The sequence below is a fragment of the Pseudacidovorax sp. RU35E genome, from assembly GCF_900156165.1.
GTDB lineage: Bacteria > Pseudomonadota > Gammaproteobacteria > Burkholderiales > Burkholderiaceae_C > Xenophilus.
The window spans coordinates 270,293-296,244 of the sequence record NZ_FTMY01000006.1; the positions used below are offsets into that span (position 1 = coordinate 270,293).

The window sequence follows — 25,952 nt, forward strand, 5'->3', positions numbered from 1 at the left end:
GGCAGTTCCTTTGGGAATGGGGTTCAGGCACGCGCCAGCAGGCCGGCCGGGAGGTCGGAGGCGAACTCGCCGCCGTCGTCGGCACTCGCGTCGTCGGCACTCGCGGCGTGCGCGAGGGCGGAAGAGCGCTGGCCGGCGCCCCCGCCGCGGAAGACGCTCACCGCCTGGCCCAGGTGCTGGGCCTTTTCTTCCAGCGCGGCGGAGGCGGCAGCCACCTCCTCCACCAGCGCCGCGTTCTGTTGCGTGACCTGGTCGAGCTGGATCACCGTCTGGTTGATCTGCTGGATGCCGGCCGTCTGCTCGGCGCTGGCGGCGGCGATCTCGCCGATGAAGTCGGTGACCCGCTTGACGCTGCCCACCACCTCGCCCATGGTGCTGCCGGCCTCGCCCACCAGCCGGGTGCCGGTGTCCACCTGGGCCACCGCGTCGTCGATCAGCGTCTTGATCTCGCGCGCGGCCTGGGCCGAGCGCTGCGCGAGTTGCCGCACCTCGGCCGCCACCACGGCGAAGCCGCGGCCCTGCTCACCGGCACGGGCCGCCTCCACCGCCGCATTGAGCGCCAGGATGTTGGTCTGGAAGGCGATGCCGTCGATCACGTCGATGATCTCGACCACGCGCTTGGACGAGCGATGGATCGAGTCCATGGTCTGCACGACCTGCGCCACCACGCTGCCGCCGCGTGCGGCGACCTCGGACGCCGACACCGCCAGCTCGTTGGCCTGGCGTGCGTTCTCGGCGTTCTGGCCCACGGTGCTGGTGAGCTCCTCCATCGAGGCGGCGGCCTCTTCCAGTGCGCTGGCCTGCTCCTCGGTGCGCGCGGACAGGTTGAGGTTGCCCTGCGCGATCTCGGTCGATGCCGTGCTCACGCCCGACACGCCGCTGCCGACGTCGGCGATCACCGCCACGAAGTTGGCGCTCATCTGGTTGAGGGCACTCACCAGGGCCCGCGTCTCGTCGCCCCGGCGCAACACGAAGCGGCGCGGATCGGCGCTGGCGATGGCGCGCGCGGTGCGCACCGCACTGTCGAGCGGGCCGAGCACGGTGCGCTCGAGCATGAGTCCCAGCACCGTCCAGGCCAGCGCCGAGACGGCGGACAGGCCGGCAAGCAGGCCCGTGGCCGGCCCGGCTGCGCCGCTCCACGCCAGCCAGGCGCCGACCGCGGCGCTGGCCACGGCCAGCGTGCCCGTGGCCCAGGCCATGCGCCGCCGCAGCGGCAGCCGCCGAAGCGCGGCCATGGGATCGGCCCAGGCCGGCCCCACCGGCTCGCCCTGGCGCACCCGCAGGCGGCTGCTGCCCTTGCGCAGCCGCTCGTAGAGCTGCTCGGCGGCGCGCACCTCCTCGGGCGAGGGCTTGTTGCGCACCGACATGTAGCCTTCGATCCGGCCATTGGCGCAGATCGGGCTGGCGTTGGCGCGCACCCAGTAGAAGTCGCCGTTCTTGCAGCGGTTCTTCACCGTGCCGGTCCAGGGCAGGCCCTGCGCCAGCGTGGCCCACATGTCGGCGAACACCTCCGGAGGCATGTCCGGGTGGCGAATGATGTTGTGCGCCCGGCCCAGCAGTTCCGCCTCGGCGAAGCCGCTGATGTCCACGAAGGTGCCGTTCACATACGTGATGCGGCCCTTGAGGTCGGTGCGCGAGACCATGAAGCCGTTGTCCGGCAGCTGGCGCTCTTGGGTGGTGATCGGCAGGTTGATGCGCATCGCAGGTCCTTGTCTGGTGACTTGCCGGGCATCGGCCAGGCATGTCATGGAAAGGATTGGAGCCAACAACTCGTGACAAATCGTTTCTTATCTGTGTCTTTGGCGGCTGGGCCCAGGTCTGTGGTTTTTTCTTGATCCAGATCAAACAGCCGGTCGCCGAACTATTCGAGGTGTCGCCGAGAGCCCACTCCTGGTGGTGAGAAGCGGGAGGATGAAACCCACTGCCGCGCTGGGATGTTCAGCTTCGGGACAGAACGTCTTGTTACCGTTTGATGACCGATGTGTCAGCACTCTGTTACAGATGGCGGCACGAAATGAGACAGAACTCCATAGTCATGCCTTCCACCACCTCTTTGCCCCTCCGGGTCCTCGTCGTCGACAGCGATGCCGCGGCCCGGGCAGCGCTGTGCGCGCGCCTTCAGGGCATGGGGCTTCGGGTGCGGCCCGCCGCCGGCATCGGCGAGGCGGCCGCCTGGGCGGGCTCGGGCGTTCCCATCGACGCCCTGATGTGGGCGCCCTCGCCGGCCGACGGCGACGCCGGGCGCGCGTGCGCCCGCCTGAGGGCCGCGGACGCATACCTGCCGATCGTGGTGGTGCTCGACGCGCAGGACGATGCCCAGGCCCTGGCCGTCTTCGCGGCGGGCGCGGACGACCTCGTGCAGGGCGAGCTGGACGATGCGCTGCTCGGCGCACGCCTGGCGCGCCACGCCCAGCGCGCGGCCATGCTCGGCGCCTGCCGGCGGCAACTGGAGCGCCAGCGCGGAATCCAGGACAACATCGCCGACCCGGTGATCACCGTCGACGACCACGGCACCGTGCTGGACCTGAACACGGCGGCCATGCGCCGCTTCGCCGCCCCCGGAGCGGCGGCGCTGGCCGGGCAGCCGCTGGAGGCCGTCATCGGCGCCGCACCTCGCCAGCTGGCCACCGGAGAGCGCGTCTGGCTGCGCGGCGTCGAGGGGGCAGGCTTCTGGGCCCAGGCCAGTGCCAGCCGGTGGGGCGAAGACGGCAGCGCCCGCACCACCTGGGTCCTGCGGGACCTGACCGAGACGATGCGCAACGAGCGCATGCACGACGAATTCCTCGCCAGCGTCAGCCATGAGCTGCGCACGCCGCTGACCTCCATCCTGGGAGCGGTGGGACTGTTGGCCTCGGGGGTGGCCGGTCGCCTGCCGCCCACGGCCGCGCCGCTGGTGGCGGCCGCCCAGCGCAACGGCGAGCGCCTGAGCAAGCTGATCGACGACGTGCTGGACCTGGCCAAGCTGGAAGGCGACCGCATGACGCTGCAGTGCCGGACCCAGGCCCTGGCGCCGCTGGCGGGCGAGGCGGTGAGCGCGGCGCAGGCCTATGCCGCGCGCGCCGGCGTCCACCTGCGCCTGCGCTGCCCCGCCAGCACCCCGTGCACCGGGCGCGGCGTCAGCGTGGACGCGGACCGCCTGCTGCAGGTGCTGGCCAACCTGATCTCCAACGCCATCAAGCATTCGGCACCCGGGCAGACGGTGGTGATCGAACTCAGCGACGCCGGCGATGGCCAGCGCATTGCGGTCACCGACGAAGGCAAGGGGGTGCCGAAGGACTTCCGCCCCCAGCTGTTCGAGAAGTTCGCCCAGGCGGGCGAGGGAGACCAGCGCGGCGCCGGCGGCACGGGCCTGGGGCTGCACCTGGCCCGGGTCCTGGTGCAACGCATGGGCGGGCGCATCGGCTATGCGCCCGGTCCCGGCGAGGTCGGCTCCACCTTCGACGTGTGGTTCCCGGCCGTCGCGGCCTCCAGGCCGGCCCGCGCCAGGGTGGCCCCGTGAATCCCGGCCCCGACGCCGAGGCCGCGCTGCGCCGCGTGATGTGCGTGGAGGACGACGAGGACATCCGCTACATCCTCGACTTCAGCCTGCGCCAGATCGGCGGCTACGAGGTGTGCGCCGTGGGCAGCGGCGCGGAAGCCCTGGCGACCGCCCCCGGCTTCCGGCCCGACCTCGTGCTGCTCGACGTCATGATGCCGCAGCTGTCCGGGCCGCAGACGCTGGAGCAGTTGCGCCAGCAGCCCGGCATGGCCGGCGTGCCGGTGGTCTTCCTCACCGCCAAGGCGATGCCGGAGCAACTGGAGGACCTGCTGTGCCACGGGGCCACCGGCGTGATCGTCAAACCCTTCGACCCGGTACGGCTGCCGCAGGACATCCGCATGTACTGGGAGCACGGCCGTGGAAACCGAGCCTGAGCGCGCAGGCGCGGCGTATGCGGCGCTGCGCGGCCGTTTCCTGGATGGCCTCGGCGCGCGCCGGGCCGCGATCGTCGAGGCGGCCGACGAGGCCAGCCGCCTCGACGCCCTGCACCGCCTGGCCGGCGCTGCCGGCAGCTACGGCTTTGCGGCACTGGGCGAGCTGGCACGGCGGGCCGAGGCCGCCCGCACCCCCGGCGATATGCACAGCGCCCTCGCGTCGCTGACCTGCGCCATCGACGCACTGACAGGCGCCGCCCCCCAAGGAGACAACACGTCATGGAAATCAGCAGCCGGGACGCCGGATCCGACGTCGTCGTGATCGCCCTGCGCGAGGCCAACCTCGACGCCAGCAACGTGCGCGAATTCAAGGAGGCGGTGCAGGCCCTCGTCGGCCCGGCGGCCACCCGCGTCGTGTTCGACCTCGAGGGCGTCAAGTTCATCGACAGCTCCGGCCTGGGCGCGCTCATCTCCTGCCTGCGCCAGCTCAATGCGCGACGCGGCGACCTGCGGCTGTGCAGCCTCACGCCCACCGTCCAGGCGCTGCTCGCATTGATGCGCATGAACCGCGTGTTCCAGATCCACGCGGACCCGCAGGATGCCGTGGCGTCGTTCGACTGAGCCCGATCCCGCGGCGCCCGAGGCCGCGCTGGAGCGGGCGCTGCGCCGTCGCGAGCAGCAGCTGCGCTGGGTCGGCTGGCTGGTGGCCGTGGCGGTGCTGCTCACGCTCGCCGCGCGCATGGTCCAGGCCTGGCACGGCCTGCGCGACGAGGCGCAGGAGCACGTGCGGCTCCATGCCCGGGCGCTGACGCGGCTGGTGGCGGCGAGCGTGGAGCCGGCACGTGCGGCCACGCAGGCCCTGGCGGCCGACACGCAGCAAGCCTCCACCCCCGTGCCGGATGCCGCGGCAGGCGGCGCGGCCATGCCGATGGTCTTCGCCCTCGACCCGCAGGGCCGGCTGCTGGCCGACCCGGCCGCGGCACCGCTGCCCCTGCCCGGACTGGCGCTGCCGGACGCGACCGCCTGCGATCCCTGCCTGGCCGGCCGGATCGCGCCCGACCGGCTTGCGCCGGCCATGGCCGCCCGCGCGCCCGGCGACGCGATGGCGCTGATGCAGCCGCTGCGGGAGGGCCGGGGCTGGGCCGTCGCCTTGCTGCCGGCGCGCCCCCTGGATCTGTTGATCGATGCCTTGGCCGAGGAGCGCGGCGACTGGGCCGTGCTGCTCGGCGCCCAGGGCCAGGTGCTCGCCGCGAGCGCGGCGGCACCATGGAGCGCCGGGGCGACCGCGGGGCCGCTGGCCGATGACGACCTCTTCGCCGACGAAGCGCTGCCGACGCTGGGCGTCGTGGTGCGCGTCGTGCAGCCCCATGCGCCGTTGATTCGCCGGCTGCCCGGGCAGCTGCGGGTGGGCGCGGCCCTGACCCTGATCACGCTCGCGATCGTGCTGGTGGCCCTGCGTGCCCTGCGCAGCAGCATCGCCAGCCAGCGCAGGGCCCGCGCAGCGCTGGCGCGCCTGCATGCCCAGGGCGAGCAGCGCACCCAGCGTTGGCGCCGCGCCCTGGCCGCCTCGGGCGACGCCTTGTGGGAATGGCGTCTGCCCCACGGCCGGGTGGACCTCAGCGAGCGCTGGGCCGCGATGCGCGGCGAGGCGGCCGCAGAGAGGCGCTACGACAGCGACGAATGGCTCGCGCTGCTGCATCCCGACGACCGCCGCACGCTGCAGGCGCAGCTCGAGCGCCACCTGCGCCGCGAACTGGCCAGCCTGCATTGCGAGGCGCGGGTGCGCTGCACCGACGGCCGCTGGAAATGGCTGCTGCTGCGCGGCGTGGCGCTGACGGTGGTGCGCGGCGACCAGGAAGCCATGCATGTGCTGGGCTTCGTCACCGACATCGCCGACCAGCGCGCCAACGAGGCCGCCCTCAGCGATGCCCAGGCGCGGCACCAGGCCGTGCTGGACAGCGCGCTGGACGCCGTCATCACGGCGGACGCACGCGGGCGGGTGGTGGACTTCAACCCGGCCGCCGAGCGCATGTTCGACCTGCGCCGTGAACAGGCGTTGCACCATCCCATCCACCGGCTGCTGGCCCCCGGTGAAGCGCGGAAGGCGATGCGCCGCCGCGTGATGCATGTCCTGCGCGGCGCCGGCGCCGGTGTGCATGCGGGCGGGCGCATCGACGTGATGGCGGTGCGCACCGGCGGCGAGCATTTCCCGGTCGAGGCGACCGTGGTCGCGGTGCGCGCCGGCACGCAGACGCTGTTCACCGCCACCATGCGCGACATCTCTGAGCAGCGGCGGGTGGAGCACGCGCTGCGCGACAGCGAGGTACGGGCACGGGCCACCTTCGAGCAGGCGGCCGTGGGCATCTTCCTGCTCGACGAGCGGCAGCGGCTGGTGCGGGTCAACCAGACCCTGTGCCGCCTGCTCGGGCGCAATGCCTCGACCCTGCTGGGCCTGCCGCTGCGCAGCCTGCTGCACCCCATGGACGCTCCGGACGTGATGCAGGGCACGACGAGCCTGTTCACCGGCACCCGGCCGAGCCTGCGGCTGGAGGCGCGACTCACCCGGGCCACCGGTCGGCCCCTGTGGGTGCGCCTCACGGCCTCGCTGGCGCATGACGACCGGGGCGGCGTGCTCTACATGATCGGCATCGTGGAGGACATCGAGGAGCAGCGCCAGCACCGCGAGGATCTGCGCGCCGCACGGCAGTTGGAGGTGATGATCAGCGCGCGCATCCAGGCCTCGCTGCTGGTGGCCGCCCCGGCGGTCGAGCTGCCGGGCCTCTGGCTGAGCAGCTTCAACCATGCCTCGCAGGACATCGACGGCGACTTCTTCGAGGTGATGCGTCCGGGGCCGCGCTGCGTCGACCTGATCGCGGGCGACGTGATGGGCAAGGGCGTGAACGCGGCCCTGCTGGGCGCCGCCGTGAAGATGCAGTTCAGCCGCTCGCTGGTCGAACTGATGATGCAGCCGGCCGCGCGGCATGCCACGCCCGAGCCGGCGGCCATCCTCGACGCGGTGCATGCGGCGATGACGCCACACCTGCAGGCGCTGGAGACCTTCGTCACCCTCGCCTACGTGCGCATCGACCTGGACCGCGGGCTGCTGACCTGGTGCGGCTGCGGCCATGAGGAGGTGATGCATGTGGGCCCCGCGGGCACCGTCGCGCTGCTGCGCAACCAGCATCCGCCGCTGGGCGTCCTGGCCGACACGCGCTTCACCCAGGAAAGCCGTCCCGTGGCGCCCGGCGATGCGCTGCTGCTGCATTCGGACGGGCTGTGCGATGCGCGCCGGCGCGACGGCGAGCGTGTGGGCGTGGACGAGGTGCATGCCGCCTTCCGCCGGCTGGCCTGGTGCCACGACACGCCCGCCGCCATGCTGCACCGCATGCGCCAGCAGCTGCTCACGGGCACCGTGCTGACCGACGACGTCACGCTGGCCACGGTGCGGGTGTTCGACGCGCAGCAGGACGTGCACCGCATCGAGCTGCCGGCCGAGCCGCAGGCCCTGGGCGCCCTGCGCGCCCTGGTGGACCGCGGCCTGGCCGAAGCGGGCCAGACCGGCGCCGCCAGCGGCCTGTTCACGGTGGCCGTGGTCGAGGCCTTCACCAACATCGTGCGCCACAGCCGTGGCGCGTTGCCGCAGGCGCCGGTCGAGGCGGTGCTGCGCCGCCTGCCTGCCGCCCTGGAGGTGGACCTGATCCACATCGGCGAGCCCTACGCCCCGCCCGAGGACGAGGCGCTGACGAACTTCGACGAATACCCCGAAGGTGGCTTCGGCCTGACCATCATCCGCAAGGCCTGCGACCGTGTGGACTACCTGCACAGCGACGGCGTGAGCACCGTGCGCCTGAGCCGTTGGCTCGACACCCCGCCCGCCGACGCGAGTTTGCAATCCAGTCACGATCTGGCCATGCCTGGAGCCGTCCAATCCGGGGATCCCTCCGCGCTACACATCCTGCCCGCATGAACATCGCCCTCCTCGAAGACGACCCCGACCAGCGGGACCTGGCCGCGCTGTGGCTGAGTCACGGCGGCCACCAGGTGACCAGCTTCGCCAGCACCGGCGAGCTCATCCGCGAGCTTGGGGCGCGCCGCTATGACCTGCTGGTGCTGGACTGGATGCTTCCGGACGGCACCGGCGGCGACGTGCTGAGCTGGCTGCGCAACCGCCCGGGCGTGCAGCCGCCGGCCATCGTGCTGACCTCGCGCGACGAAGAGGCGCAGGTGGTCGAAGGCCTGAACTGCGGCGCCGACGACTACCTGGTCAAGCCCGCCCGGCCGGCGGAACTGCTGGCCCGCATCAGCGCGCTGGCGCGGCGCACCCGCACCCGCGGACCGCAGGTGCTGGAGCTCGGCGGCTACCGGGTCGACCTGGTTCAGCACCGCATCAGCATCGACGGCACCCCCGCCGAGCTGACGCAGAAGGAATTCGACCTGGCCGTGTACCTGTTCCAGAACCCAGGCGTGCTGCTGTCCCGCGAGCATCTGCTGAACCGGGTGTGGGGCAAGACGGCGGACGTCACCACCCGCACCGTGGACACCCACGTGAGCCGGCTTCGGCGCAAGCTGCGGCTGGACGGACAGCGCCCGCTGCGTCTCACGCCGGTGTACGGGCAGGGCTACCGGCTCGACGCCCTCGAGACCGCGGCCCCGGCGCAGGCCGATGGCCCCGCTCGCGCAGGCACGCCCGGCGTGACCACCGAGGTTGCGGACGTGGACTGCCCGGACGAGTGCCTGCCGGCGACGCTGCAGGCCGAGGAAGGTGCGGGCTCCGACGACGTGCCGCCCCCCGGCCTCGACTGCTGCGCGCTTGCCGAGACCGACGGCGGTCCGGTCGAGCCGCGCGAAGTGCTCGACCACCTGGCCCGCGCCGCACGCTTTCGCGACGGCGAAACCGCCGCGCACATGGTGCGGGTGGGCTTCCTCGCCTGGGCGCTGGCGCTGGCCGCCGGCTGCAGCCCCGAGGCCGCCCTGCTGCTGCGGCAGGCCGCGCCGATGCACGACGTCGGCAAGATCGGCGTGGCCGACGCGCTGCTCAAGTACCCGGGTCGCTTCTCGTCGGACCAGCACCGGCAGATGGAGGCGCACACCCTCATCGGCGCCGAGATCCTGGGCGGCTCGGAGCTGCCGCTGCTGCGCCTGGCGGCGGAGATCGCGCTGACGCACCACGAGCGCTGGGACGGCACCGGCTACCCCCGCGGGCTGCAGGGCAGCGCCATCCCGCTGCCGGGCCGCATCACGGCGCTGGTGGACTTCTATGACGCCCTGGCCAGCGAGCGCCGCTACCGCGCCCGCATGCGCCCGGCCGAGGTGCTGAAGCTGCTGCAGGATCAGAGCGGTGCCGCCTTCGACCCGGCGCTGGTGGACCTGTTCGTGCGCCACGGCGCGCAGATGGTCCAGCTCAGCGACCAGGTGATGATGCACGGCCTGGGTTTCGAATCGCTGTCCGATCCGGCGGTGATGGCCTTCGTCCCGCTGCCTGCACCTCACTGAAGCCCAGGCCGACGGCCGATACAGCCGGTCGCCCGCCGAGGAAACGCAAGCAAAAGAGGCGTCGGCTGACAGGGGCGTTGTCAACGTTTTCCTACAATTTTTGACGCTCCCATCTTCGATTCCAACAACCGGGAGCGTCTTATCGAGGGCCCCTCCATGAACCAGCAGATCGCGGCCCTTGTCCGTGTCCTGCGCGACGATCCGACCGCCGTGGTCGAGGATTGGTTGCGCGCATTGCAGGCCACGCAGGGTGTGCTCCACGCCAGTGCCAAGGCCGAGGCGGCCGCCATCGTCGACGACCTGCGCGCCGGCCTGGAGACCGGCGCCGATGCCGAATCCCTGCAGGGTGCGGGCTGGCAGCGGTTGCGCAGCACGCTCGAGCAGCTGTCGGCCAGCCGCGCCGCGAAGGGCGACTCGGCCGGCTCGACCAGCGTCTTCGTGCTCGCGCTCAAGAAGCCGCTGTTCGACCGGCTCCAGCTGGCGCTGGCGCAGGACCCGGCCGCCCTGGGCGGCGCGCTGTGGGCGCTGTCCGCGCTGGTCGACCGCCTGGCGCAGCACACGGCCGACACCTTCCAACAATCGCGCGAGGAAGTCATCCGCCGCCAGCAGGAGGACCTGCTCGAACTCTCCACCCCCGTGGTCAAGCTGTGGGACGGCGTCCTGGCCGTGCCCATGATCGGCACCCTGGACAGCAACCGCACCCAGGTCGTCATGGAGACGCTGCTGCAGACCGTGGTGGACACCGGCTCGTCGCTGGCCATCATCGACATCACGGGCGTGCCCACCGTGGACACGCTGGTGGCCCGCCACCTGCTCAAGACCGTCACGGCCATCCGCCTGATGGGCGCGGACTGCATCATCAGCGGCATCCGCCCGCAGATCGCACAGACCATCGTGCACCTGGGCATCGATCTGCAGGGCATCGTCACCAAGGCCACGCTGGCCGACGCCCTGGCACAGGCCCTCAAGACCAGCGGCTGGCGCATCAGCCGCGAGGCCTGAACCCCTATGGACCGCATCCCGATCCTGCGCATGGGCCAGACCCTGCTGGTCACCATCCAGATCGACCTGCAGGACCAGACCGCCATGGCACTGCAGGACGACCTGGCCAACCGCATCGCGGCCACCGGCGCCACCGGCGTGCTGATCGACATCTCGGCACTGGAGGTGGTCGATTCCTTCATCGGCCGCATGCTCAGCACCATCTCCGGCACGGCCGCCATCCTCTCGGCCACCGCGGTGGTGGTGGGCATGCAGCCGGCCGTGGCCATCACCCTCGTCGAGCTGGGCCTGTCGCTCGACGGCGTGCGCACCGCGCTGGACGTGGAGCGCGGCATGGCCCTGCTCGACCGGCTGCGCGCCCAGCAGGGAGTCCGCCTTGGCGCCTGACCCCACTGGCACCCTGCCGCTGGCCAGCGAGCAGCACATCGTCGCCAGCCGGCAGACAGTGCGCGCCCTGTGCCAGGAACTGCGCTTTTCGCTGGTGGAGCAGACCAAGATGGTCACGGCCGCCAGCGAGCTGTCGCGCAACACGCTGATCCACGGGGGCGGCGGCCGCATGCACTGGGCCGTGCTGCAGGAAGGCGTGCGCCGCGGCCTGCAGCTGCGCTTCGAGGACGAAGGGCCCGGCATCGCCAACATCGACCTCGCCATGTCCGACGGCTACACCTCCGGCGCCGGCATGGGCCTGGGCCTGCCGGGCAGCAAGCGTCTGGTCCACGAGTTCGACATCCGCTCCACGCCCGGCCAGGGCACCTGCGTGAGCATCGTGAAGTGGAAGTGATCCGCGGCTGGACGCACCGCGCGTTCCCCATCGAAGACCTGAGCTTCGTCGGCGAGGCCCGGCGCCATGTGGCGCGCCTGACCGCCGAGCGCGGCTGGCCAGAGCACGACGCCGCCCGCGCCGCCCTGGTGGCCACCGAGCTGGGCACCAACCTGGCCAAGCATGCGCAGGCCGGCCAGCTGCTGGTGGCCGCGCGCGACGCGCCGGGCGACATCGAACTGATCGCCGTCGACCGCGGGCCGGGCATGCCCGACCTGGCACGCTCGCTGCGCGACGGCTTCTCCACCACCGCCACCGCCGGCACCGGCCTGGGCGCCATCGCCCGGCAGAGCGAGCTGTTCGACCTCCATTCGGCGCCCGGCCTGGGCACCGTCTGCCTGGCCCGCGTGCGGCCCCGCACGGCCGAGGCCGCCACCCTCGTGACGGACGCCTTCGACTGGGGCGCCGTGTGCGTGCCGGTGCGCGGCGAGACCGCCTGCGGCGACGCCTGGATGCTGGCTTTCGAGGGCCATCGCGCCGCGGCCGTGCTGGCCGACGGACTGGGCCATGGGCCCGACGCGCAGGTCGCCGCCCAGGCGGCGCTGGAAGGCTTTGCCAGCCGGCCTTTCGACGATGGCGCGGCCACGATGCAGCGCATGCACGAGCGGCTGCGCACCACCCGCGGGGCAGCCGTCTTCGGCCTGTGGATGGACGGGGAGGAGGCATTGCGCTACACGGGGGCCGGCAACGTGGCCGGCCGGCTCATCTCGGGCACGGCCGACCAGTCCCTGGCCACCGCCCACGGCACGCTGGGCCTGCAGGTGCGTCGCTTCGACCTCGCCGCCGCCAAGCGGCCGCCGCACGCCCTCGCGCTGCTGCACAGCGACGGCGTGCAGACCCGCTGGCCCGGCAATGCCCTGGCACCGCTGCTCGCGCGCGACCCCACCCTGCTGGCGGCGCGCATCTTCTGCGACTACGCACGCGGACGCGACGATGCCTGCATCGTGGTGCTGCGACCCGGAGAGCGCCCATGAGCGGCAGCAACGATCCCATGGCGCCCAACACGCTGCAGCAGCGCCTGCAGGCCGCCGAGGCCGAAGTGGCCCAGCTGCGCGCCGAGCTGGAGGAGACCAACCGCGGTGTCGTGGCGCTCTATGCCGAGCTGGACGAGCAGGCCATCGCCCTGAAACGGGCCACCGAACTCAAGAGCCGCTTCCTGGCGTACATGAGCCACGAATTCCGCACGCCCGTCAACGCCATCCGCAGCATCGCGCGGCTGATGAGCGACGAGGTGGACGGACCGCTCACCGAGGAGCAGCGCCGGCAGGTGCAGTTCATCCAGACCTCGGCGCGCGAATTCGCCGAAATGGTCGACGACCTGCTGGACCTTGCCAAGATCGAGGCCGGTCGGGTGGACATCTCGCCGGCCTGGTTCGAGATGGTCGACCTGTTCTCGGCGCTGCGCGGCATGTTCCGGCCCATGCTCGAGAACCAGGAGGTCACCCTGGCCTTCGAGGAGCCCGCCGACCTGCCGCGGCTGTACACCGACGACCGCAAGCTCTCGCAGATCCTGCGCAACTACGTGTCCAACGCCCTCAAGTTCACTCCCAGGGGCGAAGTGCGGGTGGCCGCGTGCCGCATCGGTGAGGACCGGGTGCGCTTCTCCGTCAGCGACACCGGCATCGGCATCGCGCGCGAGCACCAGGCGGCCGTGTTCGACGACTTCGCGCAGGTGGATTCGCCGGTGCAGAAGCGCCTGCGCGGCACCGGCCTGGGCCTGGCGCTGTGCCGGCAGCTGGCTGGCCTGCTCGGCGGCGAGGTGGGGGTGGACAGCGAACTCGGCCGTGGCTCCACGTTCTGGCTCACGCTGCCGGTCCAGCTGCCCGGTGCCCGCGTCAGCGATGCCGCACGGGAGGCCGGATGGAAGGCGCCGGCGTGATCCAGAGCACCATCGACCGCGGCGCCCACCGCATCCTGGTGGTGGACGACCATCCGACCACGCGCTATTCGACCGCGCGCACGCTGCGCGCCGCCGGCTTCGCCACGGAAGAGGCCGGCACCGGCGGGCAGGCGCTCGAGCTTGCCACCGAGGGCATGTCGGCGCTGGTGCTGGACGTGCACTTGCCCGATGTGGATGGCTTCGAGGTGTGCCGGCGCCTGCGCGAGGACCCGCGCACCGCCAGCCTGCCGGTGATCCACCTGTCGGCCACCTTCGTGCACGACCGGGACAAGGTCGCCGGACTGAATGCGGGCGCCGATGCCTACCTCGTGCACCCGGCCGAGCCGGCGGTGCTGGTGGCCACGCTGCAGGCGCTGATCCGCGCCCGCAGTGCCGAGGACCGTCTGCGCCAGAGCGAGAGCCGCTTCCGCGCCATCTACAACCAGGTGCCCGACGGCATGGCGCTGCTCGATGCGACCGGCCGGCTGGACGATGTGAATCCGGCCCTCGCCACGCTGCTCGGGCGGGCACCCGACACCCTGCCCGGAATGCAGCTCGACGCCCTGGCGCCCGCGGACACCGCGGCCCAGGTGCGCGCATTCATCGCCCAGGCCGCAGTCGGTCATGGCGGTCAGGCGGGCAGCGTCTGGCGGGCCGAATTCCCGCTGCTGCACGCCCACGGCCACGAAGTGCCGCTGGCCTGGAGCCTCTCGCCGCATGGCCCCACCGGCCTGCTGGTGGCGGTGGCCGTCGACATCTCCGAACGGCTGGCGCTGGAGCGGGCACGCCAGGAACTGCTGGAGCGCGAGCAGGCCGCGCGGGCCATGGCCGAGCGTCACAGCCGCACCAAGGACGACTTCGTCGCCGTGCTCTCGCACGAGCTGCGCACGCCGCTCAATGCCATCAGCGGCTGGGTGCACATCCTGCAGAAGCATGGGGGGCGGCCCGACCTGATGGGCAAGGCGCTGGACGCCATCGGCCGCAGCGTCAAGGCCCAGAGCCGGATCATCTCGGACATCCTGGACGTCTCGCGCGTGAATGCCGGCAAGCTGCGGCTGCACCGCGAATGGACCGACCCGGTGGAGCTCACCCATGCGGCCATCGACGCGCTGAAGGAGGACGTCGCGGCCCGCTCGCTGCGCGTGCTGCCGCATGCCGACGAGGACGCCCACCGCAGTGCCTGGCTCGATCCGACCCGCTTCCAGCAGATCGTGTGGAACCTGCTGAACAACGCGATCAAGTTCTCGGCCAACGGTGGCCGCATCGATGTGACGCTGCGGCGCGAGGCCCACCACCTGACGCTGGAGGTGCAGGACCAGGGCAAGGGCATCGCGCCGGACTTCCTGCCCCACCTGTTCGACCGCTTCGCGCAGAGCGACGGGCCCGACAACCGCCAGCACGGCGGCCTGGGCCTGGGCCTGTCGATCGTCAAGCGCCTGGCCGAACTGCATGGAGGCGCCGTGCAGGCCTTCAGCGAGGGCGAAGGCCGTGGAGCCCGGCTGGTGGTGCAACTGGACGTGGCCCCCGAAGAGGGCGCCGACGCCAGCGCCGAGCGGCCCTTGCCCGAGGTGACTGCGGCGGCCGGCCGCGACCAGCCGCTGCTGGGCCTGCAGGTGCTGGCGGTGGAGGACAACCCCGACGCCGCCGAGATGCTGCAGGTGGTGCTGCACGAGGCCGGCGCCCAGGTGCGCGTGGTGCACGACCACGACAGCGCCCTCGCCGCCCTGCGTGCGCAATGGCCCGACCTGATGGTCAGCGACGTCGGCCTGCCCGGCCGCGATGGCTACGAGCTGGTGCGCGCGCTGCGCCGCACCGAGGCCGCCGAAGGCCGGGCCCGCACCCGCTGCGTGGCGCTCACCGCCTTCTCGCGCCCGCAGGACCGCGAGAAGGCGCTCGAGGCCGGCTTCGACGCGCATGTGTCGAAGCCGCTGGACACGCACACGCTGCTGGCGGCGTTGCGAGCAGGCGGCTGAGGGGTCTTCCGCCTGCCGGTGCCCGACGCGCGCCGCCTCCTTTAGACTGCGCAGAATTCTGCAATCTCAAGGAGCCGGCCATGGGCTTTTCAGCCAGCGACGTCGTGCCTTTCACCCAGGCACGCGCCAACCTCTCGGAGCTGGCCGACCAGGCCAAGGCCGGTGCCGAGAAGATCATCACCAAGAATGGTGAAAGCTACGTCGCACTCATCGACGCCGACCGACTGGACTACTACCACCGCCTGGAGCGCGAGCGCATCCACCTGCTGCTGATCGACGATGCCCGACGCGGCATCGCCGACATCGAGGCCGGCCGCACCTACGGTGCTGACGCGGCCATCGCACAGCTTCAGCAGCGCCGTGGGGCCGCCCCCATTGGCAAGGTTGCCAAGAGACGTGGCTGAGGATCTGTACCAGGTCGAACTGACCGCGAGCTTCCTTGAGCGGCTGGACGCCATCGAGGCCTTTCTGGCCGAAGCCGATGCGGCATTCGCCTTCGATGATCTGCTGGCCGGGCTGCGTTCGACGGTCATCCCCAATCTAGCCCGGTTCCCGCGCATCGGCAGGCGCTACGTGGACAACCCGCCGCAGTCTGCCGAAGCACTGGCCCAACTCGCAGCGCTGCCGGCCGGCGCAGCCAGCGCTCTGCGCGAGTACCTGCATGGCGATTACTTGATGCTCTATACCGCGATGGAGGTCAGTGCGACGGTCCATCTTCTGTCCATTCGACACCACCGCCAGCTTTCATTCGACTTCGCCCGCCTGTGGCCGGGCGCCAACCCGCAGGAGCGGCGCTGAGCGCCTATATCCGCTCTCTACCAAGTCCTGTCACACCATTTAAACGAGCAACCCCATGGCTGAGATCACCCGCCGCCGTACCGGCGAATTTCTACGTGAGCTGTTCAGCATCCTCATGGCCGCACCGGAGGGCATGCGCGCGAGTGACGCCCTCCAGCAACTTGCTAGCCGCGTCACCTTGTCGGCCTACGAGGCAGACAGCTATCCATCCGGCGGGCGCCGCTTCGAGAAGATCGTCCGCTTCGCCACGGTCGACTGCGTCAAGGCTGGCTGGTTGGTCAAGGACAAGGGCATCTGGACCCTCACCGAGGCAGGCCAGGCGGCGCATGCAGAACTGCCGGACCCCGAGGCCTTCTACAAGCGCGCCTGCAAGTTGTACGCGGAATGGAAAGCTGCGCAGCCCGAGGCGGAAGGCAACGCTGCCGAGGTGGCGGCGGCCGTGAGCGCAGTGGACGATGTGGACAACAACGCCAAGGCGGCGAGCGTCACCTTCGACGAGGCCGAAGAGCAGGCTTGGGCGGAGGTGTCGCAGTACCTGCGCGCAATGAATCCCTACGACTTCCAGGAACTGGTGGCCGATCTGTTGCGTGCCATGTCGTACCACGTCGCCTGGGTGTCGCCGCCCGGCAAGGATGGTGGTGTGGACATCCTGGCCTGGCCTGATGCGCTGGGCACGCGCCCGCCACGCATCAAGGTTCAGGTGAAGAGGCAACTGCAGGCGGTCAGCGTCGAAGGCTTGAGGTCTTTCATGGCCGTGTTGGGTGATGACGACGTTGGCCTGTTCGTCTGTACCGGCGGTTTCACAAAGGACGCCGAAGCCGAGGCGCGCACGCAGGAGAAGCGACGCATCACCTTGATCAGTCTTGAAAAGCTGTTCGATCTGTGGGACGAGCACTACGACAAGCTGACCGACAGGGCCCGACGCCGGCTGCCCCTGCGCTCGATCCGGTTTCTGGCCCCGGGCGGTTGAGCCGACAGGGGAGCATGCATGAAGAACACCGTCCCTTTCGTTCCTGGCGAGTTCCTGCTCTACGAGACCGAAGACGGTCGTACACGGGTGGAATGCCGGTTTGTCGATGACACCTTGTGGCTGTCGCAGGCGGGCATGGCCGATCTGTTCCAGACGAGCAAGCAAAACATCGCCAAGCACCTCAAGGCCATCTTTGCCGAGGGGGAACTGGCTGCCGATTCAGTTGTCAACCGCTGGTTGACAACTGCGGCCGATGGCAAAGCCTACCGGGTGGCGCACTACAACCTCGACGCGATCCTGGCTGTGGGCTACCGGGTGCGCTCTCAGCGCGGCACGCAGTTCCGCCGCTGGGCAACCGAGCGCCTGAGCGAGTACCTGGTGAAGGGCTTTGTGCTCGATGACGAGCGCCTGAAGAACCCGCCTGTGGGCAGCTCAGCTGTGCCGGACCGCTTCGACGAGTTGCTTGAGCGCATCCGTGACATCCGGGCCAGTGAGCGCCGCATGTACCTGCGGGTGCGCGAGATTTTTGCCATGGCGGCCGATTACTCGCCGTCGCTGCCCGAAACCACCCAGTTCTTCCAGTCCATCCAGAACAAGCTGCACTTCGCCGTCACGGGCAAGACGGCGGCTGAGTTGATCGCGCAGCGTGCCGACAGCCACGCCCCGAACATGGGGCTCACTACCTGGAAGTCGGGCAGCGTGCAGAAGTCCGATGTGAAGGTGGCCAAGAACTACCTGCAGGAAGCTGAAGTCGGCGAACTGAACCGCGTTGTGACGATGTGGCTGGACTTCGCTGAAGACCAGGCGCGCCGACGCAAGGAGGTCTTCCTGAAGGACTGGGCGGAAAAGCTGGACGCGTTCCTCAAGTTCAACGAGCGTGACGTGTTGGACGGGCCGGGACGGGTGTCGAAGAAGCAAGCCGACGCCCACGCGGAAGCGCAATACGAAGCCTTTGCGGCCCAGCGCCGCGCCTTGCTTGAAGCCGAGGGCGCCGACGCCAACGTGCGCGCCCTGGAAGCGGCAGCCAAGGCACTGCCCAGGCCTGGCAAAAGGTGAACGCAATGCGCTTGGCGGGTTTCCTGCAGGTCGACCCGCCTCACTCCACCCGCAGCCGCGCCGTCCTCGCCAGCGCCTGCCAGCTGTCCATGTCGCGCCAGACCGTCGCGCTGAATTCCTCGGCCGACTTCAGCGGGGGCCGCGGCATGTTCTGCGCCGCGAACTTCTGCACCACCTCGGGCGTTGCCAAGATGCGGTTGATCTCGCGGTTGAGCCGCTGCACCACCGCGGGCGACGTGCCCGCGGGCACGAAAACGCCGTACCAGCCATCGACGTCGAAGCGGTAGCCCTGCTCGGTCAGCGTGGGCACCTCGGGCAGGGCCGGGCCGCGGGCGGAGCCGGTGCAGCCCAGGGCCACCAGCTTGCCGGCGCGGATGTGCGGCACCGGCGACGCGATGTCGACGAAGCCCACGCCGATGGTGTTGGCCAGCAGGTCGGCCACCAGCGGCGACACGCCCTTGTACGGCACATGCGGCATGACCAGCCCGTATTCGGCCTTGATGCCTTCCATCACCAGGTGGCCCGTGGAGCCACTGCCCCAGGAGCCGTAGACGATGCGGTCCGGCTGCGCACGCACGGCGCGCACCAGGTCGGCCAGCGAGCGCAGTCCGGTGGCGGGGTTCGCCACCAGCAGCACGCCGGCCGATCCCACCTGTGCCACGGGCTGCAGGTCCTTGCGAGCGTCGTAGGGCATGCGCGGCTGGATCACCGGGTTGATGGCGATGGCGGACGACGGCGACAGCAGCAGTGTGTAGCCGTCGGCCGCGGCGCGCGCCACGGCTTCGTTGCCGATCAGCCCGTTGGCGCCAGCCCGGTTGTCGACCACCACCGGCTGGCCCAGGGCCTCCTGCAGGTTCACGGCCAGCAGCCGGGCGAAGATGTCGGAGCCGGCACCGGGCGGGCCGGGCACCACCAGCTTGAGCGGCCGTTGCGGCCAAGCGCCGGACTGGGCGCCGGCCATCAAGGGATGCAGGCCCAGCAGCGCCGCGGCGCCCAGAAGGCGCCGGCGGCTGGAAAGCAGGGGGTTCATGGTCATGTCTCCTCAGGGTGGATCGTTGTCGTCGCTGCGGCGGCCGCACGCAGCCATTGGCCGGTGAGGAAGCGTGAGCGCGGGCTCGCGACGAAGGCCAGCAGTGCCTGTACGCCTCCGCCCACAGCGGGCCCGTCGATGGCCAGGGCGTTGATGCGAAGGCCCTGGCTGCCCCATTCGGCGGCCAGCGTGTGCAGCAGCATGCGGGCGGCCGCCGGATCGCCCGCCTGCGCCCAGGGCAGCGCGGGCAACGCGGCCGGCACGAGCAGCGTGAGGCTGGCCTGGGCCGTGTGCGCGCGCCGGAAGCGCCGTGCGGCGGCCTGCAAGGTCTCCAGCCACTGCCCTGGCGCGGCCGTCATCAGGCTCGCATCGAGCACGGCCGGATAGCCGCCCGCGCCGGGGGACGTGCCGGCGTCGTGCGGGGTGCAGGCCATGTCCAGTGGCGGCAGCGGTGCCTGGGCGGGCGGCAGCGGCTGGCTGCCGCCAGACACCGACGAGCCGCCATCCAGGACCAGCAGCTGGCCCGACAGCGGCCGGGCGCCCTCCCCTGCCAGGAAGCACAGCGCCTCGGCCATGTCCTCGGGCTCGGCCATGTGGCCCCGCGGGATCTTGGCCGTGGCCTGCGCGGGCACCAGTCGGCCGCTGTCGATCAGCTGCTGCACCAGCTCGGTCCGCACGAAGCCCGGAGCCAGCGCGGTGACCGTCCAGTCCGGGCGCGCCTGCGCCAGGGCCGCAGTCTGGGCGATGAGGCCGGCCTTGCTGGGGCTGTAGAGCCCGCGCCAGGGAATGGCGCGCAGGCCCGCACCGGAGGCCACGTTGACCACGCGTGCGCCGGGCCGCAGGCGGTCGGCGCAGGCTTGCACCAGCCGCGCAGGCGCATCGAGGTTGAGGGCCAGCAGCCGCTCGCTGCCGGCGTCGAGCGCATCGCGGCCGCCGGCCGACATGCCGGCGTTGTTGATCAACGCATCCAGCGCTGGCAGGTGGGCACCGAGCGCCGCGACCTGCGCGGCGTCGCACAGGTCGACGGGGTGGATGCGCGGCGACGGCGCATCGGTGGGCCAGTCGGCGGCGAGTTGGGCGAGGCGCGAGGTGTCGGCATCGACCAGCACGCAGTGCCAGCCGTCGCGCGCGAGCCGCAGGGCGGTGGCGCGGCCGATGCCGGCAGCGGCGCCGGTGACGAGCACATGCCGCGGCGCTGCGCCGCTGAAGGGTCCGCTGGCCGCACTGGCGAAGCCGCTTCCGGCGTCCTCTCGGCCGGGCCCGCTGTTCGGCGCGCTCGCGTGCACGCGGGTCGTCATCGGCGCGCCGGCGCGTGCAGCGCCGCCAGCAGCGCATAGACCGGATCGGCGGGCGCCATCGCCGCCGTCGGCTGCCGCACGCCGAAGAGCTGCGCATCGCCCCGCGCCAGCTCGGGCCGCGCGCGCTCCTCGATCCAGTCGTACACGACCGTGCGGTCGGCGACGCGCCATTCGCCCTGGCGGCGTTCGAAGCGGTCGACGTAGCGACCGCAGAGGAAAGTCTCGTGCCCGGGCTGTGCCGCCGTCGACTGCAATGCGAGAAAGCTGCTCTCGACCGCCGCCGTGTCGCCCGCGAGTTCGATCAGGATGTTGCTGATCTGGTGCACCCGCCGGCCGCCCTTGCGCAGCTTCGTCAGCGCCTGGTCGATGAAGCCGGTGGCGCTGCCCTTCCAGGCGCCGTGGCAGTCCGTGGCATCGGGCCAGTAGGCCGAGCGCAGGGCCGCCTCGTCGCAGCGGTCGATGCCGCGGCAATAGCGGTACAGGCAGTCGCGGATGGCCTCGCGGTCCAGCAGGGCCTGCCATGCGTCCGCGCCGGCCAGGGTGCCGCTCACGACCGTGCCTTGGCGTCCGCCGGAGGCGAGCGCCGGAAGAGCTGCACCACATGCCCCTCGGGATCGCGCAGCGACAGCACCGCGCCATGCGGGCCCATGTCGCGCAGGCCCAGCACTTGGCCGCCGGCCGCCGCGATGCGCTCGGCGGCGCCATCGAAGTCCGCCACCTCGAACACCATCACCGCGCCCGAGGTGGCGGGCGCCGCCTCCTCGCGGCAGGCGAGCGAGACATTGCCGCCGCCCACGCCGTACTGGTACCAGCGCTCGCCATCAGCGAACTTGAGCGACAGGCCCAGGGCCTCGCTGTAGAAGGCATGCAGCGCGGCCGGTTGCTCGGCCACCAGGTAGACATTCTGCAACCGCGTGGGCGCGAAGGCCCTGGCCGGGGCGCTCACAGCGAGGTCTCCGAGGCACCGCCGTCCAGCCGCAGCACCTCTGCATTGAGAAAGCGCGCCTCGTCGCTGGCGAGGAAGACGATGGCATCCGCGATGTCCTGCACCGTGCCCAGCCGGCCCAGTGGCGTGCGGGCGATGCGCCTGGCATCCAGCTCGGCATTGCGGTTGCGCACCGTGCCTTCGGTGGGCACGGCGCCGGGTGCCACCGCATTGACGCGGATGCGGCGTGCACCGAGGTCGGCCGCGGCGGCGCGGGTGATGCCCAGCACGCCGGCCTTGATGCCGCTGTAGACCACCGAGCGCATCGGCGACTTGAAGGCCGCGACGGAGGCCACATTGATGATGGCGCCGCCCCGTTCGGCATCCATGGCCTCGGCCGCGGCCTGGATGCCCCAGATCACCGACTTGAAGCCGATCTCCACCATGCGGTCCATCACCTCGGGCGTGATCTCCGCCACCGTCTGGTAGCGCACCCAGGCGGCGTTGTTGACCATCACGTCGAGCCGGCCGGCGTCGGAGGCGAAACGCTGCACCGCCTCGCGCATGCCGTCGCGGGTGGAGACGTCGCAGGGCAGGCCGATGGCCTGGCCGCCCGCGGCGCGCACCGCTGCCACGGCGTCTTCCACGAACTCGGGCTTGAGGTCATTGATGCCGACGACGGCGCCGCGCGCCGCCAGGGCCAGCGCCGTGGCACGGCCGATGCCGTGGCCGGCGCCGCTGATGAAGGCCGTGCGGCCCGTCAGTGGGGAAAGGGTGGCGGTCATGCGTGAACGTCCTTCTCGGTCTTGGAGGTGGGCACCAGCAGCGCATCGAGCGCAAAGGCACCCTGGCCGGCGTCGAGCACCACCAGCGGGTTGATGTCGATCTCGGCCACGTCGTCGGCATGCCGGGCGGCAAAGCGCGACAGCGCGGCGATGGCCTGGGCGGCGGCGGCCACGTCCGCCTTGGGGCGGCCGCGCGCGCCGTCCAGCAGCGCGAAGGATTGGAGCGAACGCAGCATGGCCTCGGCACCGGCCGCATCGACGGGTGCGGGGCGCAGGGCCACGTCCTTCCAGATCTCGGCATGGATGCCGCCCAGGCCGACCATGACCATGGGCCCGAAGACGGGATCGGTCTTGGTGCCCAGGATCAGCTCGCAGCCGGCCGGCGCCATCTGCGCCACCAGCACGCCGTCGATGCGGGCATGGGGCGCCTTGTCGGCGACGCGGGCCCGCATGGTGTCGTGCGCGTCGATGAGCTGGCCCTCGCTGCGCACGTCCACCACCACGCCCCCCACCTCGGTCTTGTGGGCGATGTCGGGCGAGACGATCTTCAGCACCACCGGGAAGCCGATGGCGCGTGCCGCGGCCACCGCCTCGTCGCGCGTGGTGGCGACCACCTCGCGCAGCACCGGCAGGCCGGCGGCGGCCAGGGCCGCCTTGGCGCTGGCCTCGGTGGCGAAGGCTTCGGCCGCAAGGGGCGCGCGTGGCATCGTTTCGACGGTCGGTTGTTGCGCGGACTGCGTGCCCAGCGTCGCCAAAGCCGCCACGGTGGCGCAGGCGGCGTCGATGCCCTCGATGGCCGGGATGCCCAGCGCGTCCAGTTGCCGCCGCACCTCCGCAGGCGCCCGCGCGCACAGCACGATGAGCCGCTGCGGATGCCGCTCGCGCATCTGCGTGAGCGCGGCCAGGAAGACGTCGCGCAGCCGCGGCACATGGAAGGCATTGGCCGACTGAAGCAGCAGCGTGTCGCAGACCGGATCGGCAGCCACAGCGTCCAGCACCTGGGCCAGCACTTCGGGCCGGCTGGAGACCTGGGCCGTCATGTCCACCGGATTGGCCGGTGCCGCGAAGGCCACCGCCTGCAGGATGCGCTGCTGGGTGGCCTCGGCCAGGCGCGGCAGCGTCAGGCCTTGCGCACTGGCCGCATCGGCCAGCAGCACGCCGAAGCCGCCCGAGGCCGTGAGCACCGCGATGCGCCGGCCCTTGGGCAGACGGCCTTCGCCGAGCACGGCCAGCGCATGGCCCACGTCCAGCAGCTGCTCGATGCTGGGCACGCGCAGGGCGCCGCCCTCGCGCAGCACGGCGTCGAACACCGCATCGGAGCCGGCCAGTGCGCCGGTGTGCGAGGCCGCTGCGGCGCTGCCGGCTTCGGAGACGCCGACCTTCAGCACCACCAGGGGCTTCCCCGCGGCGCGGGCCAGGGCCATCGCGCGGCGCAGCTTGTCGCCGTCGCGGCAGGTTTCCATGCAGCAGAGGATGACGCGGGTGCCCGGGTCGGCCGCGGCCGAGGCGATGGCATCGGCGATGTCCACGTCACACTCGTTGCCGGTGGTCAGCATGCGGCTGATGCCCAGGCCTCGCTCGGACGCGAGGCGCAGCGTGTAGCTGCCCAGGTTGCCGCTTTGCGAGACGATGCCCACGGGCCCCGGCGCAGGAAAGGCGGACTCCAGCGCCACCGAGAAGGTGGCGATGCTCTTCGCCGGCACGCCGATGGCGCCCAAACAGTTGGGACCCACCACGCGCAGGCCGGTGTCGCGGGCGATGCGGCCGATCTCGGCCTGCAGCCGCGCCCCGGCCTCGCCCATCTCGGAGAAGCCTGCGGAGAGCACCACGGCCGCCTTCACGCCGCGGGCGGCGCAGTCGCGCACGGCCTGCGGCACGCTCTCGGGCGGCACGGCGATGACGGCCAGCTCGGGCGCCTCGGGCAGCGCAGCCACATCGGGGTAGGCGCGCAGCGACTGCACCTCGGCCGCCTTGCGGTTGACCGGGTAGATCGCGCCCGCGAAGCCGTACTTGCGCAGGAACTGCAGCGGCCGGCCGCCGATCTTGGTCACGTCGTCGGACGCGCCCACGATGGCGATGGAACGCGGCGCGAACAGCGCCTCCAGGCCGTGGCCGACGTCGATGTCGGGGCGCATGCTCATCGTCCCTTGTAGACCGGTGGGCGCTTTTCAAGGAAGGCCTGGCGGGCCTCCTTGGCGTCCTCGGTGCGCGACAGCGCCATGGTGAAGTTCTGCTCCACGCGGTAGCCGTCGCGCTGGGGCATCAGGTCCATCATGTTGGCGGCCTGCTTGGCATAGGCCACGGCCAGCGGCGCCTTGGACGCGATGTCCTGCGCGATCTCCATGGCCAGCGGCATCAGCTGATCGGCCGGCACCACCTCGTCGAGCACGCCGCGGCGGTACAGCTCGGCGGCCGACACCTTCATGCCGGTGAAGAACATGCGCCGCGTGAACGAGCGGCCCACCAGCGTGCGCAGCATCGAGACGCCGCCGGCCAGGCCGACGTTGATCTCGGGCATGGCGAAGGTGGCGTCCTCGCTGGCCAGGAAGATGTCGCAGGCCGCCATCAGGCCGAAGCCCGCGCCCAGCGCCGGGCCGTTGATGGCCGCGATCACCGGCTTGGCGCATTCGCGGATGGCATTGCCCGTCTCGCGGGTCCAGCGGTTGTGGTCGAGGAAGTCGCCCGCCTTGTCGGCGTTCGGCCGGTCCTTGAGGTCGGCACCGGCGCAGAAGGCCTTGCCGGTGCCGGTGAGGATGGCCACGCGCACGTCGCTGCGTTCGGAGATCTCGTCGAAGGCGGCGATGAGGTCGCGGCGCGAGGCGCGGTCGAGGGCGTTGACGGGCGGCTTGTCCAGCCGCACGACGGCGATGTATTCGGAGACTTCGAGGTGGATGCTCATCGCGCGCTCCCAGGGAGGGTGTTGGCAGAAGAAGGGGTGGAGGAAGCGGGGGCCGCATGCAGCAGCACGGCGAGCTGGGTCAGCCGGTCGCCGTAGCGGAACTCCGAGGCGATCAGCCGCTGGGCCAGGCGGGTGGCCAGCACCTCCTCGCTCAGGCCCATGCCGCCGTGCATCTGGATGGCCGCCTCGGCCGCGGCGCGCGCCGTCTCGGCGATGGAGAGCTTGGCCAGCTGCAGCGTGCGGCGCAGCTGGGGCGCGGCCGACTCCTGCGCCTGGAAGGCATGCACCACCAGGCCCTGGGCGCACTGCGCCTTGACGTACATGTCGGCCACGCGGTGGCGCAGCACCTGGAAGGTGGCGAGCGCCACGCCGAACTGCCGGCGTTCCTGCAGGTGCGTGATCGTGTGGCGGATCAGCGCGGCCTGCGCCGCGACGGTGTCGACCAGCGTGAGCAGCAGGGCCGCGTCGCCCGCGTCGGCCAGCGCGGCGCGCAGCGGCTCGCCCTGCATCAGCAGGGCGGTGGCGGGCACCGAGACACCGGTCAGCACGAAGTCCGCGCCTTGCCGGCCTTCCATGGTGCGGTAGCGGGCGGCGGGGGCGCCGATGCGCTCCGCATCGACGAGGAAGAGCGCCGGCGCGCCGTCCAGCGTGGCGGCGGCCAGCCAGTGGCTGGCGGGCAGCGTGGCGTCCACGCCGTCCACGCGGCCGTCGAGCACGAAGCCGCTTTCGCTGCGGACCGCACGCAGGGTGCCGTCTTCGGGCAGATGCGACAGCGCGGCCAGCGGCGCGATCTGCACCTCGGACTCGGCCACGGCCTGCAGCCAGGGCCCGGCCACCTCGGCCGGCGCGGCACGCAGCAGCAGCGGCACCACGGCGCAGGTCTCGATCACGGGCAGTTGCAGGCCCTGGGCGGCCAGGCCCTCGACCACGCTGGCGAGGTCGGCCAGCGTGCCGCCGACGCCGCCGTCGGCCTCGGGCACGAGCGTGGCAGTCCAGCCCAGTTCGCGCACGGGGTCGCCGGGCAGGGTGGCGCTGTGCTGATGGTCCTGCGCAAAGCGGTCGGCCGCGTCGAAGAGCATGCCGGGGAAGAGCGGGGAGAAGTGGTTCGACAT

25 protein-coding genes are annotated in these 25,952 nt (G+C 71.6%); 16 read left to right on the forward strand and 9 right to left on the reverse strand.

Annotated elements, in window-relative coordinates:
* Positions 1–23: 23 nt before the first annotated feature.
* Positions 24–1,700, reverse strand: coding sequence for a methyl-accepting chemotaxis protein (locus tag BXA03_RS27500; RefSeq protein ID WP_076508344.1), 1,677 nt, complete (start codon positions 1,698–1,700; stop codon positions 24–26).
* 335 nt (positions 1,701–2,035) lie between these two features.
* Here BXA03_RS27500 and BXA03_RS13155 point away from each other — a divergent pair, with 335 nt between their 5' ends.
* The 16 genes from BXA03_RS13155 to BXA03_RS13230 all read left to right on the forward strand — a co-directional run bounded on the left by BXA03_RS13155 (position 2,036) and on the right by BXA03_RS13230 (position 17,903).
* Positions 2,036–3,499: an ATP-binding protein gene (locus tag BXA03_RS13155; RefSeq protein ID WP_076508347.1), complete on the forward strand. Its 1,464-nt coding sequence runs from the start codon at positions 2,036–2,038 to the stop codon at positions 3,497–3,499.
* On the forward strand, positions 3,496–3,912 hold the full coding sequence (locus BXA03_RS13160; protein ID WP_234983676.1) for a response regulator: 417 nt from the start codon (positions 3,496–3,498) through the stop codon (positions 3,910–3,912). Before BXA03_RS13155 ends, BXA03_RS13160 begins: the two co-directional genes overlap by 4 nt.
* Complete coding sequence (locus BXA03_RS13165) at positions 3,896–4,234, forward strand: Hpt domain-containing protein (protein ID WP_076508350.1); 339 nt, start codon at positions 3,896–3,898, stop codon at positions 4,232–4,234. The genes BXA03_RS13160 and BXA03_RS13165 overlap by 17 nt, the downstream gene beginning before the upstream one ends.
* Positions 4,192–4,533 (forward strand): STAS domain-containing protein, encoded by a 342-nt coding sequence (locus BXA03_RS13170; protein WP_076508353.1) that lies wholly within the window; start codon positions 4,192–4,194, stop codon positions 4,531–4,533. Before BXA03_RS13165 ends, BXA03_RS13170 begins: the two co-directional genes overlap by 43 nt.
* On the forward strand, positions 4,511–7,879 hold the full coding sequence (locus BXA03_RS13175; RefSeq protein ID WP_076508356.1) for a SpoIIE family protein phosphatase: 3,369 nt from the start codon (positions 4,511–4,513) through the stop codon (positions 7,877–7,879). The genes BXA03_RS13170 and BXA03_RS13175 overlap by 23 nt, the downstream gene beginning before the upstream one ends.
* A complete protein-coding gene (locus BXA03_RS13180; protein ID WP_076508359.1) occupies positions 7,876–9,405 on the forward strand; it encodes an HD domain-containing phosphohydrolase in 1,530 nt (509 codons plus the stop codon). Before BXA03_RS13175 ends, BXA03_RS13180 begins: the two co-directional genes overlap by 4 nt.
* A gap of 156 nt (positions 9,406–9,561) precedes the next feature.
* Positions 9,562–10,407, forward strand: a complete 846-nt coding sequence (locus BXA03_RS13185; RefSeq protein ID WP_076508361.1) for an STAS domain-containing protein — start codon at positions 9,562–9,564, stop codon at positions 10,405–10,407.
* A gap of 6 nt (positions 10,408–10,413) precedes the next feature.
* Positions 10,414–10,794 carry an STAS domain-containing protein gene (locus tag BXA03_RS13190; RefSeq protein WP_076508364.1) on the forward strand — a complete coding sequence of 127 codons (381 nt, stop codon included), beginning with the start codon at positions 10,414–10,416 and terminating at the stop codon, positions 10,792–10,794.
* Positions 10,784–11,188: an anti-sigma regulatory factor gene (locus tag BXA03_RS13195; RefSeq protein WP_076508367.1), complete on the forward strand. Its 405-nt coding sequence runs from the start codon at positions 10,784–10,786 to the stop codon at positions 11,186–11,188. Before BXA03_RS13190 ends, BXA03_RS13195 begins: the two co-directional genes overlap by 11 nt.
* Positions 11,179–12,201 (forward strand): ATP-binding SpoIIE family protein phosphatase, encoded by a 1,023-nt coding sequence (locus BXA03_RS13200; protein ID WP_076508369.1) that lies wholly within the window; start codon positions 11,179–11,181, stop codon positions 12,199–12,201. The genes BXA03_RS13195 and BXA03_RS13200 overlap by 10 nt, the downstream gene beginning before the upstream one ends.
* A 17-nt stretch (positions 12,202–12,218) precedes the next feature.
* Complete coding sequence (locus BXA03_RS13205) at positions 12,219–13,106, forward strand: sensor histidine kinase (RefSeq protein ID WP_076508558.1); 888 nt, start codon at positions 12,219–12,221, stop codon at positions 13,104–13,106.
* Positions 13,103–15,079, forward strand: a complete 1,977-nt coding sequence (locus tag BXA03_RS13210; RefSeq protein ID WP_369822423.1) for a hybrid sensor histidine kinase/response regulator — start codon at positions 13,103–13,105, stop codon at positions 15,077–15,079. The genes BXA03_RS13205 and BXA03_RS13210 overlap by 4 nt, the downstream gene beginning before the upstream one ends.
* Positions 15,080–15,159: 80 nt before the next feature.
* Positions 15,160–15,483, forward strand: coding sequence for a type II toxin-antitoxin system Phd/YefM family antitoxin (locus BXA03_RS13215; protein ID WP_076508375.1), 324 nt, complete (start codon positions 15,160–15,162; stop codon positions 15,481–15,483).
* On the forward strand, positions 15,476–15,877 hold the full coding sequence (locus tag BXA03_RS13220; RefSeq protein ID WP_076508378.1) for a type II toxin-antitoxin system RelE/ParE family toxin: 402 nt from the start codon (positions 15,476–15,478) through the stop codon (positions 15,875–15,877). Before BXA03_RS13215 ends, BXA03_RS13220 begins: the two co-directional genes overlap by 8 nt.
* Positions 15,878–15,932: 55 nt before the next feature.
* Positions 15,933–16,847, forward strand: coding sequence for a restriction endonuclease (locus tag BXA03_RS13225; protein WP_076508381.1), 915 nt, complete (start codon positions 15,933–15,935; stop codon positions 16,845–16,847).
* 18 nt (positions 16,848–16,865) lie between these two features.
* Entirely contained in the window at positions 16,866–17,903 is a 1,038-nt protein-coding gene (locus BXA03_RS13230; protein ID WP_076508383.1) for a virulence RhuM family protein, read from the forward strand.
* 40 nt (positions 17,904–17,943) lie between these two features.
* Here the strand turns inward: BXA03_RS13230 and BXA03_RS13235 are convergent, their stop codons facing one another.
* From BXA03_RS13235 to BXA03_RS13270, 8 genes are read right to left on the reverse strand one after another with little or no spacing between them, the layout of a single operon-like run.
* Positions 17,944–18,933: a Bug family tripartite tricarboxylate transporter substrate binding protein gene (locus tag BXA03_RS13235; RefSeq protein WP_076508386.1), complete on the reverse strand. Its 990-nt coding sequence runs from the start codon at positions 18,931–18,933 to the stop codon at positions 17,944–17,946.
* A 2-nt stretch (positions 18,934–18,935) separates the two neighbouring features.
* Positions 18,936–20,231 (reverse strand): SDR family NAD(P)-dependent oxidoreductase, encoded by a 1,296-nt coding sequence (locus tag BXA03_RS13240; protein ID WP_083716059.1) that lies wholly within the window; start codon positions 20,229–20,231, stop codon positions 18,936–18,938.
* The gene (locus BXA03_RS13245; protein ID WP_076508389.1) at positions 20,228–20,782 is read right to left on the reverse strand and encodes a nuclear transport factor 2 family protein; all 555 of its coding nucleotides are present in this window, start codon (positions 20,780–20,782) and stop codon (positions 20,228–20,230) included. The genes BXA03_RS13240 and BXA03_RS13245 overlap by 4 nt, the downstream gene beginning before the upstream one ends.
* On the reverse strand, positions 20,779–21,177 hold the full coding sequence (locus tag BXA03_RS13250; protein WP_076508392.1) for a VOC family protein: 399 nt from the start codon (positions 21,175–21,177) through the stop codon (positions 20,779–20,781). Before BXA03_RS13250 ends, BXA03_RS13245 begins: the two co-directional genes overlap by 4 nt.
* On the reverse strand, positions 21,174–21,941 hold the full coding sequence (locus BXA03_RS13255) for an SDR family NAD(P)-dependent oxidoreductase (protein ID WP_076508395.1): 768 nt from the start codon (positions 21,939–21,941) through the stop codon (positions 21,174–21,176). The genes BXA03_RS13250 and BXA03_RS13255 overlap by 4 nt, the downstream gene beginning before the upstream one ends.
* Positions 21,938–24,082: an acetate--CoA ligase family protein gene (locus BXA03_RS13260; protein ID WP_076508398.1), complete on the reverse strand. Its 2,145-nt coding sequence runs from the start codon at positions 24,080–24,082 to the stop codon at positions 21,938–21,940. The genes BXA03_RS13255 and BXA03_RS13260 overlap by 4 nt, the downstream gene beginning before the upstream one ends.
* Positions 24,079–24,840 (reverse strand): enoyl-CoA hydratase/isomerase family protein, encoded by a 762-nt coding sequence (locus BXA03_RS13265; RefSeq protein ID WP_076508401.1) that lies wholly within the window; start codon positions 24,838–24,840, stop codon positions 24,079–24,081. Before BXA03_RS13265 ends, BXA03_RS13260 begins: the two co-directional genes overlap by 4 nt.
* Positions 24,837–25,952 (reverse strand): acyl-CoA dehydrogenase family protein, encoded by a 1,116-nt coding sequence (locus tag BXA03_RS13270; protein ID WP_076508403.1) that lies wholly within the window; start codon positions 25,950–25,952, stop codon positions 24,837–24,839. The genes BXA03_RS13265 and BXA03_RS13270 overlap by 4 nt, the downstream gene beginning before the upstream one ends.

What these genes read in the sequence shown, in the direction of transcription:
- BXA03_RS27500 (WP_076508344.1), bottom strand. Translation starts at nt 1,700, where the DNA reads ATGCGCATCAACCTGCCGATCACCACCCAAGAGCGCCAGCTGCCGGAC.
- BXA03_RS13155 (WP_076508347.1), top strand. Translation starts at nt 2,036, where the DNA reads ATGCCTTCCACCACCTCTTTGCCCCTCCGGGTCCTCGTCGTCGACAGC.
- BXA03_RS13170 (WP_076508353.1), top strand. Translation starts at nt 4,192, where the DNA reads ATGGAAATCAGCAGCCGGGACGCCGGATCCGACGTCGTCGTGATCGCC.
- BXA03_RS13175 (WP_076508356.1), top strand. Translation starts at nt 4,511, where the DNA reads ATGCCGTGGCGTCGTTCGACTGAGCCCGATCCCGCGGCGCCCGAGGCC.
- BXA03_RS13180 (WP_076508359.1), top strand. Translation starts at nt 7,876, where the DNA reads ATGAACATCGCCCTCCTCGAAGACGACCCCGACCAGCGGGACCTGGCC.
- BXA03_RS13185 (WP_076508361.1), top strand. Translation starts at nt 9,562, where the DNA reads ATGAACCAGCAGATCGCGGCCCTTGTCCGTGTCCTGCGCGACGATCCG.
- BXA03_RS13190 (WP_076508364.1), top strand. Translation starts at nt 10,414, where the DNA reads ATGGACCGCATCCCGATCCTGCGCATGGGCCAGACCCTGCTGGTCACC.
- BXA03_RS13205 (WP_076508558.1), top strand. Translation starts at nt 12,219, where the DNA reads ATGGCGCCCAACACGCTGCAGCAGCGCCTGCAGGCCGCCGAGGCCGAA.
- BXA03_RS13215 (WP_076508375.1), top strand. Translation starts at nt 15,160, where the DNA reads ATGGGCTTTTCAGCCAGCGACGTCGTGCCTTTCACCCAGGCACGCGCC.
- BXA03_RS13225 (WP_076508381.1), top strand. Translation starts at nt 15,933, where the DNA reads ATGGCTGAGATCACCCGCCGCCGTACCGGCGAATTTCTACGTGAGCTG.
- BXA03_RS13230 (WP_076508383.1), top strand. Translation starts at nt 16,866, where the DNA reads ATGAAGAACACCGTCCCTTTCGTTCCTGGCGAGTTCCTGCTCTACGAG.
- BXA03_RS13235 (WP_076508386.1), bottom strand. Translation starts at nt 18,933, where the DNA reads ATGAACCCCCTGCTTTCCAGCCGCCGGCGCCTTCTGGGCGCCGCGGCG.
- BXA03_RS13240 (WP_083716059.1), bottom strand. Translation starts at nt 20,231, where the DNA reads ATGACGACCCGCGTGCACGCGAGCGCGCCGAACAGCGGGCCCGGCCGA.
- BXA03_RS13255 (WP_076508395.1), bottom strand. Translation starts at nt 21,941, where the DNA reads ATGACCGCCACCCTTTCCCCACTGACGGGCCGCACGGCCTTCATCAGC.
- BXA03_RS13260 (WP_076508398.1), bottom strand. Translation starts at nt 24,082, where the DNA reads ATGAGCATGCGCCCCGACATCGACGTCGGCCACGGCCTGGAGGCGCTG.
- BXA03_RS13265 (WP_076508401.1), bottom strand. Translation starts at nt 24,840, where the DNA reads ATGAGCATCCACCTCGAAGTCTCCGAATACATCGCCGTCGTGCGGCTG.
- BXA03_RS13270 (WP_076508403.1), bottom strand. Translation starts at nt 25,952, where the DNA reads ATGTCGAACCACTTCTCCCCGCTCTTCCCCGGCATGCTCTTCGACGCG.